Origin of the sequence: Streptomyces sp. NPDC013457, from assembly GCF_043089925.1 — a bacterium.
In the GTDB taxonomy this organism is placed as follows: Bacteria; Actinomycetota; Actinomycetes; order Streptomycetales; family Streptomycetaceae; genus Streptomyces.
Map to the genome: position 1 here is coordinate 87,723 of NZ_JBICBL010000016.1, position 14,807 is coordinate 102,529.

A 14,807-nucleotide genomic window follows, 5' to 3' on the forward strand; every position below is an offset into this window, starting at 1 on the left:
ATGCGACACAGCCGCGATGCCAAGCTCTCCTCGACGAAGGGGCGTAGCTCAGCCAGGCCAGAGCAGCGGACTCCAAACCCGCGCGCCGCAGGTTCGAATCCTGTCGCCCCTGCCACTGCACGTCGACCAAGGCGATCCCGTCGGCTCGTGGGTGCGCGGCGGACTGATCACGCTTGGGCGGACGTTGTTCGCGTGGTCAGCGCTGCGGCGAGGAGAGGGAGTCCGCAGGCGGCCACGAGCAGCCATCCGGTGCGGGAGGCTTCGGCCAGTACCGTCGGGGCGGCCCCCGCGACCAGGCCACCTGCGAGCGCGATGCCGACCGCAGAGCCGACCTGGCGCGCGGTGGACGTGATCGCCCCGGCCACGCCGGCCTGGGAGCGCGGTAGGCCGCTCACGGCGGTGTTGGTCAGGGGCGCGTTGGCGAAGCCGAAACCGACGCCGATGAGGAGATAGGACGTCAGGAGAAGCCCCAGGTGCGTCTCCTGGTCCAGGTTCACCAGACACAGACCGCCGGCCACGGTGAAGCCGCCTGCGACGAGCAGCGGGATCCGGGGCCCGTGCCGCGCCACCAGAATGCCGGACCAGGGGGCGCACAGAGTGGCGCCGAGCGCCATGGGCAGGGTCGCGAGGCCCGACGCGAGCGCCGTCCAGCCTCGGGCCTGCTGGAGGTAGAGCGTCGTGAGGAGGAGACTGATGCTCAGCGCGACGAACACGGACACGGCGCCCAGGACGGCGGCGGTGAAGGCCGGCCGCCGGAAGAGCCCGAGATCCATCAGCGGTTCGGGCATGCGGTGTTCGACTCTGACGAAGGCCGCTGCGGCGAGGACGATCAGGACGTAGCCCGTCAGGGCGGCGGGCGATGCCCAGCCGATGCGTGGGCCTTCGATGAGCAGGCCGACGCCGAGGAACAGCGCGGCGGTCAGCAGGAGCTGGCCGGGCAGGTCGAACCGCCTGGCACACTCCCCGCGGGACTCCGGCACGAAAACCGCGACGAGGACGAGGGCTGCGACGACCACCGGGACGTTGATCCAGAACACCGACCGCCAGCCGGATGACACGATGAGCGCCCCGCCGGTGACAGGTCCCGCCGCCATGCTGAGCCCGAAGACCGCTGCCCATACCCCGATCGCCCGCGCGCGCTCGCGGGCGTCCGGCATCGCGTTCACGACGATCGCCAGCGCCACGGGGCTCAGCATCGAGGCGCCGATTCCCTGGACGGCACGGGCTGCGACGAGCACCCCGAGCGACGGTGCGAAGGCACACGCGAGGGAGGCCAGCCCGAAGACGACCAGGCCGAAGCGGAAGACCCGGCGTCGGCCGAAGCGGTCGGCCAGCGCGCCGGACACCATGAGGAGGCTGGCGAGGACGAGCGTGTAGGCGTCCACGACCCACTGCAAACCATGGGTCCCGACGCCCAGGCCGCGTCCGATGTCCGGCAGCCCGACATTGACGATCGTCGTGTCGACCCCGACGAGGAACATGCTCAGGGCGCACACGGCGAGCACGGTCCAACGTCTCCGTGCGCTCATTGCGTGCGGTGTGGTGGCCAGGGATGTCGTCGCGGTCATGGGTACCCCCTCCTGCTCCGGTCCGCCTGCCAGCCGAAGTCGTCTGCCGCCCATGCTCGGCTCGACGGGCGTCAATCGGCGAAAGAATTTGCGGATATCGCAAACTCGGGTTCGACAAGGGCGTACAAGCTCTGGCCGCCAAGGACATGGACCGGTTCTGGAGTCGGTCCTGCTCGTCGGTCCTGCTGCTCGGTCCTGGAGCTCCGCTGTGAGTGACCCGGCCGGCGAGCAGCTGGGCCTCCACCTTCCACACCGGCCAGGTCCTCGACATCGAAGAGATCACCGAAGACGCCGAGCTCGCCTTCGGAGATACGCACTCGCTGACGGCCACACTCGTCGCCGCCAACGGGTGGACCGTATCGGCCTGAGCCGACGGCGACCGTCAGGTCCGGAGCAGCGAGCGGGCATCTGACAGGATCAGCATGTGGTACGGAATTCGGTGACTTTGAGCAGGATCGAGCTCGCGGACTGGCGAGCTGTCCATTCCTGGGCTTCCCTCACCCAGACATCCCGCTTCCAGACCTGGGGACCGAACACGGAGGAGCAGACACGTGCGTTCGTGACGAGTGCGGTCGAGGCGTGGGCGCACTCACCTCAGCAGCGGTTCGCCTATGCAGCACGTGTGGGGGACGACGTCGTCGGCATGGGAGAACTTCACATCCGGAGCCGCGGACATGGTCAGGGAGAGATCACCTACGCCGTGCACCCTCGGGTCTGGGGACAGGGCGTCGGAACGGCGATCGGGCAGGAACTACTCGCCCGAGGGTTCCGGAGTCTCGAGCTCCACCGCATCTACGCCACGTGTGACCCACGGAACCTCGGATCGGCGCGGGTGCTCGGGAAGCTCGGCATGACATGGGAAGGCCGTCATCGTCACACCGCGCTGATCCGGGACGGTTGGCGGGATTCTGAAATGTTCAGCATCCTCGAGGACGAGTGGCGTGGGAGCAACGGCACGGTTTGCCCTTGAGCGGCCGTGCGGCCACGTCCGTACGTGGCAGGGCGACCAAGGCACACGTACAGCCGCCGTACAAGAAGCCACCGTTGCCGAATGTACGTACGGCTCACCGCAGCCCCTGCCGGGCAGGCGGCCCGGCTGAAGAAAATCCATTCCTGCTCCGGCACTCGCGGACCTAGCCTCGCGGTGTGCTCCAATTCGTCCTGGCAGTATCTGTGTTCACCGTCGCCACCGCCGTGTACGGGGCCATCGGGCTGCAGTGGCGGCGTCGGTCCCGGATCCGGCGCGAGATCCTCTCGACGGTCGCCGCCCTTAAGCTCGAGCCGTACCACGCCGCCGCGATGGCGTCCCGGGCAACCGAGGCGGCGGCAGCCGAGCTGCTGCTCGGCGGGTATGTCGACATCGACGGAGAAGGCGCGGCTCGCCTGACCGAGGCAGGGCGCGACCCCGGTCGGGCACCCGCCCACAGGCTGCCCGCCGCCCTGCTCGAGGCCGTACGTCGGCACGATCCCGAGCCGGTGTCCATCGGATGGATCGACTGGTGCGACGAGGAGTACCCGTCGCGGCGCATCGCGTACCAGAACGAGCAGGACGCCCTTCTGCCCCGCATCCCCCGTATGCCGGACGGCGAGGGGCGGCCGGTGCTGGACTGTTGTGCCTGCACGGGTGTGGTTGCGCTGGTCAGCTTCTGGTGCGTGGCGGGCGTGTTGCTGGTGATGGAGTTCCCGCACGGAGTCCTGGAATGGGCCGCCGCGGCGGTCGCCGCCGCGGGCCTCGCGGCGCTCTGGTTCGCCGACGACGCCCACAAGGCCGTCCACGCCCGCACGGCGTTGCACGACCCTCTGGGCGACCGGGCCCGTGGCGCGTCGCATCCGGCCCTCGCGGCGCTGGACGAGCAGCAGCGGTCGCACGTCCTGCGGAGCATCGGCGACCACAGCAGGCGGCGGGGCGCCGATCGAGAGCTCCAGGAGGAGAGCGGTGAAGACGACGACTGGACGGACGACGACTGGTGGATGGACGCGTACCACTACCGGGCTTCCGACGACGAGGACGAGGACGATGTTGATGGCGCGACAGCCAGGCCCGAAGGCGAAATCAGCGACGAGACTCGTTCACGAGGGAAGCCGTGGATCCTTTGAGGACGCGAATCGTCCGCTCTCTACAGCTCGAATTCGAGGTGCTGGACGTCGAGCATGCGGACCTCTTCCAGGGATCCGGCGCGGCGGCCGCCGTCCTGGAAGTAGACCTCCTTGAGGGCGTCCGCCGCGATCTCCCGGAGCTGGTCCTCGGTGGCGCCCTGCTCCTGGGCGTCGAAGAGGCGAGCGGCGTGGTGGGGCGGAAGTGCGACGGTCAGGTGGCGGATCCGGTCCTGGTCCGTAGAGCCGATCGGCGCGGTGTAGCCGAGGCGGGCGCGCGTGTCGATGACGATGCCGTCGGTCGTCGCCGCCCTCTTCCGTGCCTTGGCGCGGATCTGCGGCTGCCACCGCTTCTTCACCTCGCTGTCCATCGTGGCGGCGAGATGCGGGCGCGGTCTCTTGATCTGGTCCTTCACGTAGCGCTCGACCGTGCGCTGAGTGATTCCGAGCAGCTCGGAGACGGCCTTCGTGCTGCCTTTGTGCTGCCTCACCAAGTACCGCATCTGCGCGCCGGCGCTCTTGGGCGCCGGGCGGGTGAACGTCTTCCGCACCGCGGCGTCCAGGCCGTCTCCGAACAGACTCATCGCCCTCTCCTACTCTCCGCTGTCGACGTCGGTGACGGAGCCGTCCTTGATGTAACGGGCGAGGTTGAGTTCCGGGGCGTCGAACCGCTCGCGGACCTCCTCGCCCCACAGGACGTCCTGGGTTCCCTCGTGCTTGACCAGACCGGGGTTGATGCCGAGCTTGAAGCCGCCCGGCAGCGCCTTGCCCTCCCGATACGGAAGGAAGTCCAGCGGCGAGGGCCCGTCGGCCGCGTAGACGACGCAGTCGGAGAGGACTGCGACCGGGTACTGCCCGGTGAACGACGCGTGCTTCACGATCTTCCGGTGCAGGTTGATCCGGGTGCGGGAGATGACCGCCGCGCGGATGTCCGGCCGCCAGGTGGGGCGGGAGAGGGCGCGCCACGGCTCGCCCGGCCGCCAGCCCTCCCCGCGCGGGCGTTCCCGCAGCTTCCCCAGGCCGCCCTTCACCGTGGCCTTGATCGCCGATACGACGACGGCCAGCTCGGGGTCGCGGCTCCTGTACTCGTCCATCGCCGTGAGGAAGTCCTGCGGCGACAGATCGGCGTCGACGCCGAGGTCGGCCATGGTGGCGAGGTAGGCGTCGCGCAGGCGGTTGTACCAGCGGTCCAGATAGCGGCCGTTGTCGTACCGGACCCAGGCTTCCAGTGGACGCGCCTCGTAGCCGAGTTCCACCGCGTACGCGACGGTCGGCGTGGCGTACCAGGCCGGACCTTCGGGGCGCTCGCCCTTCGGTGTGAAGGGACTGGGCAGCAGGCTGCCGTCCAGGTCGACCCAGTCCTTGCCCGCCTTCACCCGGGACAGGTCGACGTGCGACAGGTCCACGAGCCAGCTCCCCGGGAGCTTCGGGTCGAACTGCGGGGCCTTGACGTGCGTCGGCGCTCCGAGGCCGACGTTCAGTCCGTTGGCGCCCGCGGCGAAGGCCATGTTCACGTCGACGCCGACCAGGTGGCGGCGCAGGCATTCGGCGTCGGTGAGAGGGCGGGCCCAGTCGTACGCCTCCTCGAACAGCTTCTCCGCCGGGCCGCGGACGTGGAATCGCGGCAGGTCCTTGAGCAGCGGGTGGCCGTCCGGGGCCTCGCACGGCGCGCAGTCCACCGGGTCTTTCCCCAGCGATCCGGGGTTGTGCTCGGAGTGCCGCTTGCCGTCGGCGTCCTGTTCGGAGGCGCGCGTCGGCGGGTGCAGTGCGGTCATCAGCTCCAGGCCGGTCACGGCGGTGGAACCGCGGGGCGTCATCACCCTGGCCGCGTACACGCCCAGGAGCCGGGCGAGTTCCGCGGGGGGCAGCTGGCCGGCCTCGCCCCAGTGCCGGGCATCCAGCGCGTTCCACGACGGGATGCACAACTGGACGCAGGCACGCTCCGAGCCGACGGCCGGGCGGTAGATCCGCGCCCACGGCCCGAACCCACGCTTGGTCAGCTTCCACTCCGAACGGACCAGCTGCTTGATGACCTTGTGGTCTTCCGGCAGACGTCCGGCATGCCGCTCCTCGTCGGTGAGGGCGGCCGGCAGGCCGTAACGCTCGAGCGCGGACTCGGTGAGCACGAGCAGCGGATCGGCCGGCTTGCCAGGGCCGGAGAGCTTCGGCTGCCCGAGTCTGGCCTCGGCGAGGGTCCAGTCCAGCAGAGAGGAGAGACTCTTCGCGGGCACGTCCAGGACCAGGCCGCCGGGGCAGTACGCCAGCACCTGCCCGGACTCGTCGGTGTCGACCACCGCGAGCGGGCCGTTGGCGAACCGCGGGTCGGCGCCGGGCTCCGGAGTGGCTGCCTCCGCTGCCTTACGAACGCCGGGACGGCGGGCGGTCGACGTGCTCCTGGCGGTCCGTGCCGGACGCGGCACGGTCTGCTCGGCCACGGCGGCCGGAGCGGTCGGGGCGGCCGGAGCGGTCGGGGCGACTGGAGCGGTCGGGGCGGCCGGGGTGGTGGGAGTGGTCGGGGTGGTCGGAGTCTGGCCTGCGGACTCGGTCGCTCGCTGCGCCGAGCCCGCCCGACCGGTGAAGGCCGCTACTGACTCCGCGCCTCCTTGCTCCGCACTTTCCGCCTCCGCCGCGTCGGCCTCGGGCGGCATGAGGTGGGAGTCGAGGGGAAACTGGGCTGACCAGCCGTCAAGGAGTCGTTGATAGGCCTGGCGGCGCGGGGGGCGCGGTTCGGCGCGGCCGGCCTCCCAGTTCTTCACGGTCTGCGCCGTGGTCTGCAGCACCTGTGCGAGCCGGGCCTGGGTGATCCCGGCGGCTTCGCGCAGTCGAGCGCGTTCGGCCGGCCCGGGCATCTCGGGCTCTCCGGCGAGCAGCGCGTCCACGGCTGCGAACAGCTCATCCTCTGTCGGCATCCTTCACCTCCAGTGCGAACGTTAGCGCAGCTGCCTCGCAGATTTGTACCCTAGTTATTCTTCGGATTTATCCTCGGATTATCAGCATGGGCCGGGGGTCGGTGAGGGAGCCGGTTCGAGCATGCTCTGCCGAGGGCGGGCTCGTCAGTGCGACGCGCGTTACGAACCAGGGGGGAGCAGCTCACGGGTGAGGGTGAAGGCCGCCGTGGCGCTGGACAGGAGAGCGTTGATCCGTCCAAGGATGCGGGCCGTCCTGTCGGTGTCCTGGACCTCCAGGGCCGACGACAGGTCTTCGGCGTACTCCCGCGCCCGCACCGCCTCATCGGTCGTCGCGTCGCCCGCGTCCGTACGCAGAGCATCGATCAGCTGCTGGTGCGGCACGTCGGGCGCCTGTACGCGGTTGCCGTAGCCGCCATGGGCCGTGGCGTGGGCGCTGTTGACGTTCGCGACGACGAACCCGCCCGACGTAGCGGAGATGTGCATTCCTTCGCCTCCTGACCAGATGAACTTGCTCTCGTACTCGGCCCAGCCCTTGCGCGTCACGCTGTACCCGCCGAACCGCCAACCCTTCACCTTGATCAGTTTGTGCTTGAGTGGCTCGGCCAGGATCCGCAGGACGTCCGCCCGGTTCCATCCACGCTCGGCGAAGTAGTCCGTCATCACCACACGCGGACCCGGATTCGTGGCCCGCCGGCAGATCTCGCGGAACGCCTGCCCCTGACACATCTCCAGCTGCCCCCGCGCTATCGACGGCTCCGGCAGGCCCCTCCGATGCACGGCTTCACGCACCCATACGAACAAGGCATAGAGCGACCAGTAGAACAGTGCGATCAGCACAACGATCCCGACCGACGGATCCATGCGCACCACTCCCCCTCGCATCCGTCAACTCGACGCATTGTAAACCGAGTTGGCACTCAGTGACATCGCTTCGATCACCATCGGCAAGTCTGGCGCTACGGGGCCAGGCCGGCGGACGGCCCATCCGTCGCCGGTGCCTCCGCATCCATGACTGAGGGCGCGCCACTCACCCCCGTCGCACACCATTCCGTCAGGTGGTGAACTGACCCGCGCGGCGTTACACGCCGTAACCAGCCTCTCGACATTGGGACGCTCGGGCATGAGGGCGAGGGCAGCCGGTCGCCTGGGGTCCGCTCCGGCGGCGCTAGCGCGCGGATTCGCGTTCGACGAGTCCAGCTCCGCGGACGGTGGAGTCGTCGAGGAAGAAGCCCCGCACGTCCGCGGCGAGCAGCTCGGGTACCTCCATCGCGGCGAAGTGGCCGCCTCTGTCGAACTCCGACCAGTGGCGGATGTCGTACAGCCGTTCGGCGAGCGGTCGCACCGACTGCGTGATGTCGTGCGCGAACACCGCTACGCCCACCGGCACCGGGCACCGCTCGATCCGACGGGCGGCCTCGTAGGTGAGCCGCGCCGAGGAAGCCGCGGTGGCAGTCAGCCAGTACAGCGATATGTCGGTGAGCATCCGCTCGTCGCTGATCGGCGTGCGCGGGTCGGTCCACTGGGCGAAGCGCTCGGCGATCCAGACCAGCTGCCCCACTGGCGAGTCGGTCAGTGCGTAGCCGATGGTCTGGGGTGTCAGGGCTTGCAGCGCCTGGTACGGCGGACGGTTGGCCATCAGCTGCTTGACCTTGGCCAGTCGGACTTCGTCCGATCCGGACAGCTCTAGGCCGGCATCGGGATCCGGCCGGGTCGGCAGGTAGTTGACGTGCACCCCGACGACTCGCTCGGGAGCCACCGCGCCGAGCGCCAAGGAGATGCCGGCGCCGAAGTCACCGCCCTGCGCGCCGTACCGCTCGTAGCCGAGGCGGTGCATCAACTCGGCCCAGGCCCGCGCGACACGGACGATGTCCCAGCCTCGCTCGTGGGTCGGCCCGGAGAAACCGAAGCCAGGGATCGACGGAATCACCAGGTGGAAGTCGCGAGACAGCGGCTCGATCACATCGAGGAACTCCAGGAACGAACCGGGCCAGCCGTGGGTGAGGACCAGTGCGAGTGCGTCCGGGTTCGAGGAGCGGACGTGGACGAAGTGGATGTTCTGGCCGTCGATCTCGGTGGTGAAGTGCGGAAGCCGATTGAGCTCGGCTTCATGGGCACGCCAGTCGTAGCCGGAGCGCCAGTGTTCGGCCAGCTCCCTGAGTCGCGCCAGCGGGAAGCCGTAGTCCCACCCGGCGTCGGCGACCTCGTCGGGCCATCGGGTGCGAGCGAGGCGGTCGTTGAGGTCGTCGAGGTCGGCCTGGGGGATGTCGATGCGGAACGGCTTGATCACGGTCTTCCCTCCTGAATTCATTCGAACGACGAACGTTCGTGACACCAACAAAGCTAGACCGTTAGTGCCACTAACGCAAGAGGGTCAGGGGAGGGAGCCCGGGCGGATCCGTTCCGGGCCATGGAAAACGTGAGCGTGCGCAACGGAGTTGGAGTGGCTCCGGGTCGTCCCGGTGAGGGACCGTCGCCGCTGCCGCCCTCAACAGGGCTGTTGCGTATCCGTTTTGAGGCAGCGGGGCGGAGGGCATCGGTCGGGATCGAGGCCTCCATCGGCTCTCGCCGACCTGTTTCGAGGTCGGTCACGCATACGTTCGGACGCGCCGGGCACGCGAACGTCAGCCATCGACAGCTGCTGGAGCACCGCTCCAGGGCGGTCATCCAGGCCTCACAGGCGGGAACATGAGCGCGACTGACGACGAGAAGAAGAAGACGTCCGGAAAGCTCGACATCGCCACGGCCATGCGCCGTGCATCCGCGCAGCTTTCGGAGCTGCTGCAGTGCGAACCCGGATCCGTCTCCGCGGTCAAAGCCACGGAAGACGGATGGGCGGCCGAGGTGGAGGTCGTCGAGCTGGAGAAGGTGCCGGACACGATGAGCGTCATGGCCTCGTACCGCGTGGCCCTCGACACGGAGGGACAGCTCGTCGCGTACGAGCGCACACGGCGCTACGCCCGGGGCCAGATCGACCGTCGCTGACGGCGGTGGCGCGCCGGCCGTGCCGGGGCGCCACCGTTCGCCGGCGTCGACAGGCACAGAAGCCGACAGGCGCAGAAGCCGACTGCACAGAAGCCACAGGCACAGCAGAAGCCACAGGCACAGCAGTCGACAGGCGCTGAACCGGAAGGAGTTCACTGTGACACTCGTCCAACAGAGCAATGCCACGAGCGGCGGAAGCGGCTCGGGAAATCTCTACGATGTGCTGGAGCTCATCCTCGACCGAGGGCTCGTGATCGACGCGTTCGTCCGCGTCTCCCTGGTCGGGATCGAGATCCTCAAGATCGATGTCCGCGTGGTCGTGGCCAGCGTGGACACGTACCTCCGCTTCGCCGAGGCGTGCAACCGGCTCGACCTCGAGTCCGGGCGGAAGGCGCCCACGCAGCTCACCGACATCGTCGGCGACATGACCGAGAGCGGCGCCAAGGGCAAGTCGAAAGGGGCGCTGACCGGCGCCGTGGAGGCGTTCACCGATTCCCTCCAGGGCAAGCGCGAGGAGTCCGAGGAAGAGCCCCGCAAGCGGCCGGCACGCAAGTCCGCCTCCAGCCGCACGTCCGCCGCCCGACGGGAGGAGTAGCAAGTGCCGACCTACATCTACGCCATCACCGGCGCCGATCACCCACTGCGCCTGGACGGGCTCCAGGGGGTGGGCGACCCACCGACTCCGCTGCGGACGGTCGCCGCGGGCGACGTCGCCGCGGTCGTCAGCGACGCACCCGAGGGACTGCGGGCCAAGCGCCGCGACGTGCTGGCGCACGAGGCGGTCCTGGAGACCCTGATGACGGACGGAGCAACGCTGCCGATGCGCTTCGGCCTGCTCGGCCCGGACGACGACCAGGTCGGCGCCGCGCTGAAGCGTGACAGCGACGCCTACATCGCCAGGCTTGCCGAACTCGCAGGCCACGTCGAGTTCAACCTCAAGGCGGCCCGCGACGAGCAGGACCTACTGCTGGAGATCGTGGCGGAGTCCGATCAGATCAGGGAGCTCAACGAACGTACGCGGTCGGGCTCCGCGGGGCAGGACGACCGAATCGCCCTCGGGGAACTCGTAGCCGCCCAGGTCGCCGAACGCAACAACACGCAGGCGGAGAAGACGCTGGAGCGGCTGCTGCCCTGTGCGGCCCGCGCCTCGCGCGCCGAGCCCGGTGCCAGCCTCTTCCTCAACGTCTCGTTCCTTGTTCCGGCCACCGCCACGGACGCGTTCGTCCGCACCGTCCAGGAAGAGGCCGACCGGCAGGGCGAGGCCTGCACCTTCACGCTGACCGGGCCGCTGCCGCCGTACAGCTTCGTATGACGCGGGTCCGACACCGCCCGGCAGCAGCAGGTTCGAGCGACGCGGGGAAGGAGGCGGAGCCATGGGACTGCTCACCGGACTTCTGACCCTGCCGCTCGCACCGGTGCGCGGCACCGCGTGGGTGATCGACCAGGTGCTGCTGGCCGCGGAACGGGAGTACTACGACCCTGAGCCCGTACGAGCAGCGCTGGCGGCACTCGTGGACGACCTGGCGAGCGGGCGGGTGGACGCCGAGGAGTTCGACCGGCGCGAAGACGCGCTTCTGGACCGGCTCGACGAGATCGAGGCGTACCGAATGCGGACGGAGAACGGTTCATGACCGAGCACAGTGACATTGCGAGGCAGAACGAGGTGTACCGGTGATACCGAAGAATGCCACGACGACAGCCGCGCTGGTCGGCGGCTATCTCCTGGGGCGGACGAGGAAGGCCAAGATGGCCATCGGGGTGGGGATGTTCCTCGCCGGACGCAGACTGGACCTCGACCCCCGACGGATCGGGAAGCTGCTGGCAGCCTCGCCTGTGGCGGGGGCTCTGAGCGAGCAGGTTCGCAGAGAGCTGTTCGAGGCCACGAAGTCGGCAGCGACGCAGGCCCTCACCAAGCGCGCCTCGGGCCTCGCCGACTCCTTGCAGGAGCGCACGCGGGCGCTCGGCCGTGACGACACCGACGACGGTCTCGACGACCGCGAGGACCTCGACGACCGCGAGACCGGGGACGGCGTCGATGACGCAGACGTCGGCGATGGCCATGGCGACGGCGACGGCGACGGCGACGGCGATCAGGAGTCCGCGCGGCCGGCGGCCTCTGCCAAGAGCACCACGAAGAGCACCGCGAAGAGCACAGCCAAGAGCACAGCGAAGAGCGCCGCGAAGAAGAGCCCCAGCCGATCGGCCTCCCGAAGCAGCTCCTCCGGCGGCAGCCCTCGCAAGGCGACAACCGCCCGCAAGCGTGCGAGTTCCCCCAGGAAGGCGACGGCGTCCCGCACGCGGAAGAGCAGGAGTGACAGCGATGAGTGACTCGGCGCTCGGCAGGATCAAGAACGACCTGGCGGAGAACCCTGCCACCGACAGACTGAAGGAAGAGCTGCGGCTCTATCTGACGGCACGCGCCGAGGACGCGGTCACCCGGCTCGGTCAGCGCCTCGGCGACAGCGTGGCCCGGCTGGCCGAGCCCGGAGCCGCGAAGAGCAGCCTCGGCAAGAGTCTCGCCAAGGGAGGGAAGGCTCTCGGCGAGGGCAAGTCCCCCGCGCGGGCCGTGCTCGCCGCCGGAGCCTCCGCGTTCAAGGAGACCGTGAAGGACAAGACCCAGAGTCTCTTCGGCAGTGGCCGGAAGTCAGGCGGAGGCGCGCCGAAGAGCGTGACCATCGTCGAGGACATCGATGTCGGCGTCCCCGTACGTGAGGCGTACGACCAGTGGACGCAGTTCCAGGAGTTCAGCACCTTCGCCAAGGGTGTCGTCAGCGTCGAGACGGCGGACGACACGACCACCAACTGGAAGGTGAAGGTCGCGAAGTCGACCCGCAGTTGGCAGGCGAACGTCACCGAGCAGATCCCCGACAAGCGGATCACCTGGACCACGGAGGGCGCGAAGGGGACGGTCCGGGGAGTGGTGACCTTCCACCCCATCACCGACGACCTCACCCGCGTCCTGCTCGTACTGGAGTACTTCCCCAAGGGGCTCTTCGAGAAGACGGGGAACATCTGGCGTGCTCAGGGCAGGCGCGCCCGGCTGGATCTGAAGCTCTACCGCAAGTTCCTGATGCTGCGCGGAGAGGCCACCGACGGCTGGCGGGGCGAGGTCCGCGACGGCGAGGTCGTGGTCGGCCATGAGGAAGCGGTCGAGGAGGAGAACCGAGCCGACGGTGAGGCGGAGGACTTCGCCGACGCGGAAGCGCAGGACTTCGCGGACGAGGAGTCGGAGGAAGACCTCGGCCCCGAGGAGTACGACGAGCCTCTCGACGAGGAGGAACTCGACGAAGACGACGAGGACGGCGCGGACGGCGCAGAGGTCGAGGACGAAGCTGGGGCTGACCCGGACGACGAGGCCGACGGATACGGCGAGGACGAACCAGCCGGAGAGGCCGACATGGCCGACCGGGACTCCGAGTTCGACGACGACGCCGAGGACGAACCGGCCGAAGAGGCCGAGGCCGACCGGCCGCGCAGGTCGGGGCGCCGCACCCGCCGTCGTGCCTCCGTCGGCAGCTGACGAGAGCAGAGCACACCCAGAGAACAGAGGTCTCCAACGTGTCCGAATCATTCGCGGGACGCCTACCGGCATCACCGCATGCCGCGTCGCCGAGCAGCCGCCAGGGCTCGTCCGCGAACCTCGCGGACATCCTGGAACGCGTGCTCGACAAGGGCATCGTGATCGCCGGCGACATCCAGATCAACCTCCTCGACATCGAGCTGCTGACCATCAAGCTCCGGTTGTTGGTCGCGTCGGTCGACAAGGCGAAGGAGATGGGCATCGACTGGTGGGAGCACGATCCCTCCCTCTCCTCACGGGCACGCCCGCCCCGCCAGATCGACGGCGGTGGCCGGGCCGGTGGGATCGACAGCGGCAGCCGGGAAGAACTCCTGGCCGACGAGAACGAGCGCCTGCGCGCCGAACTCGTGCGGCTGCGCGCCGAGGCCCTGCCGGACGGACACGAACGGGAACCGGCGGCGGATGCCCGCCAGGGGTCTGAGGAGGCACGGTGAGCGAACGTGACCTGAACCGCGACGTGGTCCCCTCCCCCGCCCCGGGGGCGCAAGGCCTGCCCCGGTCGGAGGGAATGTCCGCCTCTCCCCCGATGGCGTATGTGTACGGCGTCGGCCGGGACGACGGCAGCCTCTCCGCCCTCGTCCCTACGGTGACTGGAGTCGACGGCCATCGCGTGGGGCTCGTCCCGGCGGAAGGCCTGGTCGCCCTGGTGTCCTCCGTACCGGCCGACGTCTTCGACGACGCGGCGCTACGGCAGCAGCTGGAGGATCTCGGGCGGCTGGAGGAGATCGCCCGAGCCCACCACGACGTGGTCGACGCCGCGTTCACACGGGCGGCGGTCCTTCCGTTCAGGCTCGCCACGGTCTGTCCCGACGAGGACCGGGTGACCGGCATGCTGGTCGATCACCGTGACCGGTTCGCCGAGATGCTGACGTGTTTCGACGGTCACGTCGAGCTGGGCGTGAAGGTCCACGCCGACCCGAAGGCGGTTGCGTCACCCCCGCAGACTGCTTCTCAGGAGTCGGTCGGGGCTCGTACGACGAGTCCGGGCCGGGCGTATCTGCAACAGCGACGGCAGCGACGGCGCAACACCGAGGACCTGTTCCATGCTGCCGGCGCCGTCGTGGACGACGTCACGCGTGTGGCCCAGCAGGTCGCGAGGGCCACGGTGATGCACCGTCCCCAGGAGGGCGGACTGTCGGGACGGCACGGGGTCAACATCGCCAACCACGCCTACTTGGTGCCTGCCGGCGCCGAGACCCGCTTCCGCGACGAGGTCCAGGCGGCGGCGCGACCGGTCCCGGGCGTGCGGGTGGAGGTGACCGGTCCGTGGGCCCCGTACTCGTTCTCGGCACCCGCTACCGTCGCCACGGACGTGGACGGCGACGGAGACAGGGCCGGAGTCGGGGACAAGGACGGACACGGAGGCAGGGAGGGAGACGGGGTGGCCAGGCGATGAGTACGCCCTTCTTCGTGGACGACGGCTCGCACGAGCCGGTCGAGCGCCTCTCCGGTCCTCCGGTCGCGCTCATCGACCTGTTGGACCGCCTGTTGACCGGGGGTGCTGTCCTGACGGGAGACCTCGTGCTCTCCATCGCCGATGTGGACCTCGTCCACATCAACCTGCGCGCGGTCATCAGGTCGATCACGGGCGACGAGCCGGCTCCGTGGACGCGAGGAACGTCCGGTGCCGATGCCCTTCGCGGGGACCACGCCATCGAGTCGAAGAGGTGACCG

At 69.3% G+C, this 14,807-nt stretch carries 17 protein-coding genes and 1 tRNA gene; 13 read left to right on the forward strand and 5 right to left on the reverse strand.

The window, feature by feature from the left end:
* Positions 1–37 precede the first annotated feature (37 nt).
* A tRNA-Trp gene (locus ACF1G2_RS33085) sits at positions 38–115 on the forward strand.
* Positions 116–167: 52 nt separating this feature from the next.
* On the opposite strand, the gene ACF1G2_RS33090 is transcribed toward ACF1G2_RS33085, so the two are convergent.
* Entirely contained in the window at positions 168–1,568 is a 1,401-nt protein-coding gene (locus ACF1G2_RS33090; protein WP_391801848.1) for an MFS transporter, read from the reverse strand.
* A 212-nt stretch (positions 1,569–1,780) separates the two neighbouring features.
* Between ACF1G2_RS33090 and ACF1G2_RS33095 the strand changes: the two genes are divergently transcribed.
* From ACF1G2_RS33095 to ACF1G2_RS33105, 3 genes are all read left to right on the forward strand, one after another.
* Positions 1,781–1,936 (forward strand): hypothetical protein, encoded by a 156-nt coding sequence (locus tag ACF1G2_RS33095; protein WP_391801849.1) that lies wholly within the window; start codon positions 1,781–1,783, stop codon positions 1,934–1,936.
* Positions 1,937–2,007: 71 nt separating this feature from the next.
* Positions 2,008–2,538, forward strand: a complete 531-nt coding sequence (locus ACF1G2_RS33100) for a GNAT family N-acetyltransferase (RefSeq protein ID WP_391801850.1) — start codon at positions 2,008–2,010, stop codon at positions 2,536–2,538.
* A 176-nt stretch (positions 2,539–2,714) separates the two neighbouring features.
* Positions 2,715–3,665 (forward strand): hypothetical protein, encoded by a 951-nt coding sequence (locus ACF1G2_RS33105; protein ID WP_391801851.1) that lies wholly within the window; start codon positions 2,715–2,717, stop codon positions 3,663–3,665.
* Between the two features lie 20 nt (positions 3,666–3,685).
* Here the strand turns inward: ACF1G2_RS33105 and tpg are convergent, their stop codons facing one another.
* From tpg to ACF1G2_RS33125, 4 genes are all read right to left on the reverse strand, one after another.
* Entirely contained in the window at positions 3,686–4,246 is a 561-nt protein-coding gene (gene tpg / locus ACF1G2_RS33110; protein WP_391801852.1) for a telomere-protecting terminal protein Tpg, read from the reverse strand.
* A 9-nt stretch (positions 4,247–4,255) separates the two neighbouring features.
* A complete protein-coding gene (gene tap, locus ACF1G2_RS33115) occupies positions 4,256–6,571 on the reverse strand; it encodes a telomere-associated protein Tap (protein WP_391801853.1) in 2,316 nt (771 codons plus the stop codon).
* Positions 6,572–6,730: 159 nt separating this feature from the next.
* Positions 6,731–7,432: a hypothetical protein gene (locus tag ACF1G2_RS33120; RefSeq protein ID WP_391801854.1), complete on the reverse strand. Its 702-nt coding sequence runs from the start codon at positions 7,430–7,432 to the stop codon at positions 6,731–6,733.
* Positions 7,433–7,736: 304 nt separating this feature from the next.
* Entirely contained in the window at positions 7,737–8,879 is a 1,143-nt protein-coding gene (locus ACF1G2_RS33125) for an epoxide hydrolase family protein (RefSeq protein ID WP_391801855.1), read from the reverse strand.
* Positions 8,880–9,256: 377 nt separating this feature from the next.
* On the opposite strand from ACF1G2_RS33125, the gene ACF1G2_RS33130 reads away from it, so the two are divergent.
* The 9 genes from ACF1G2_RS33130 to ACF1G2_RS33170 all read left to right on the forward strand — a co-directional run bounded on the left by ACF1G2_RS33130 (position 9,257) and on the right by ACF1G2_RS33170 (position 14,804).
* Positions 9,257–9,553 (forward strand): gas vesicle protein, encoded by a 297-nt coding sequence (locus ACF1G2_RS33130; RefSeq protein ID WP_391801856.1) that lies wholly within the window; start codon positions 9,257–9,259, stop codon positions 9,551–9,553.
* Between the two features lie 157 nt (positions 9,554–9,710).
* Positions 9,711–10,148, forward strand: a complete 438-nt coding sequence (locus ACF1G2_RS33135; protein ID WP_383224504.1) for a gas vesicle structural protein GvpA — start codon at positions 9,711–9,713, stop codon at positions 10,146–10,148.
* A 3-nt stretch (positions 10,149–10,151) separates the two neighbouring features.
* Positions 10,152–10,865 (forward strand): GvpL/GvpF family gas vesicle protein, encoded by a 714-nt coding sequence (locus ACF1G2_RS33140; RefSeq protein ID WP_391801857.1) that lies wholly within the window; start codon positions 10,152–10,154, stop codon positions 10,863–10,865.
* 61 nt (positions 10,866–10,926) lie between these two features.
* Entirely contained in the window at positions 10,927–11,184 is a 258-nt protein-coding gene (locus ACF1G2_RS33145; RefSeq protein ID WP_391801858.1) for a gas vesicle protein GvpG, read from the forward strand.
* A 40-nt stretch (positions 11,185–11,224) separates the two neighbouring features.
* Positions 11,225–11,881: a hypothetical protein gene (locus ACF1G2_RS33150; protein ID WP_391801859.1), complete on the forward strand. Its 657-nt coding sequence runs from the start codon at positions 11,225–11,227 to the stop codon at positions 11,879–11,881.
* Positions 11,874–13,073, forward strand: a complete 1,200-nt coding sequence (locus tag ACF1G2_RS33155; protein WP_391801860.1) for an SRPBCC family protein — start codon at positions 11,874–11,876, stop codon at positions 13,071–13,073. Before ACF1G2_RS33150 ends, ACF1G2_RS33155 begins: the two co-directional genes overlap by 8 nt.
* A gap of 38 nt (positions 13,074–13,111) precedes the next feature.
* Positions 13,112–13,567: a gas vesicle protein gene (locus tag ACF1G2_RS33160; protein ID WP_391801861.1), complete on the forward strand. Its 456-nt coding sequence runs from the start codon at positions 13,112–13,114 to the stop codon at positions 13,565–13,567.
* Positions 13,564–14,529, forward strand: a complete 966-nt coding sequence (locus ACF1G2_RS33165; protein ID WP_391801862.1) for a GvpL/GvpF family gas vesicle protein — start codon at positions 13,564–13,566, stop codon at positions 14,527–14,529. The genes ACF1G2_RS33160 and ACF1G2_RS33165 overlap by 4 nt, the downstream gene beginning before the upstream one ends.
* Complete coding sequence (locus ACF1G2_RS33170; RefSeq protein WP_391801863.1) at positions 14,526–14,804, forward strand: gas vesicle protein; 279 nt, start codon at positions 14,526–14,528, stop codon at positions 14,802–14,804. Before ACF1G2_RS33165 ends, ACF1G2_RS33170 begins: the two co-directional genes overlap by 4 nt.
* Positions 14,805–14,807 lie beyond the last annotated feature (3 nt).

Excerpts from the sequence above, each read along its gene's own strand:
- ACF1G2_RS33090 (WP_391801848.1), bottom strand. The coding sequence starts at position 1,568 with ATGACCGCGACGACATCCCTGGCCACCACACCGCACGCAATGAGCGCA.
- tpg (WP_391801852.1), bottom strand. The coding sequence starts at position 4,246 with ATGAGTCTGTTCGGAGACGGCCTGGACGCCGCGGTGCGGAAGACGTTC.
- tap (WP_391801853.1), bottom strand. The coding sequence starts at position 6,571 with ATGCCGACAGAGGATGAGCTGTTCGCAGCCGTGGACGCGCTGCTCGCC.
- ACF1G2_RS33120 (WP_391801854.1), bottom strand. The coding sequence starts at position 7,432 with ATGGATCCGTCGGTCGGGATCGTTGTGCTGATCGCACTGTTCTACTGG.
- ACF1G2_RS33125 (WP_391801855.1), bottom strand. The coding sequence starts at position 8,879 with ATGAATTCAGGAGGGAAGACCGTGATCAAGCCGTTCCGCATCGACATC.
- ACF1G2_RS33130 (WP_391801856.1), top strand. The coding sequence starts at position 9,257 with ATGAGCGCGACTGACGACGAGAAGAAGAAGACGTCCGGAAAGCTCGAC.
- ACF1G2_RS33145 (WP_391801858.1), top strand. The coding sequence starts at position 10,927 with ATGGGACTGCTCACCGGACTTCTGACCCTGCCGCTCGCACCGGTGCGC.
- ACF1G2_RS33155 (WP_391801860.1), top strand. The coding sequence starts at position 11,874 with ATGAGTGACTCGGCGCTCGGCAGGATCAAGAACGACCTGGCGGAGAAC.
- ACF1G2_RS33170 (WP_391801863.1), top strand. The coding sequence starts at position 14,526 with ATGAGTACGCCCTTCTTCGTGGACGACGGCTCGCACGAGCCGGTCGAG.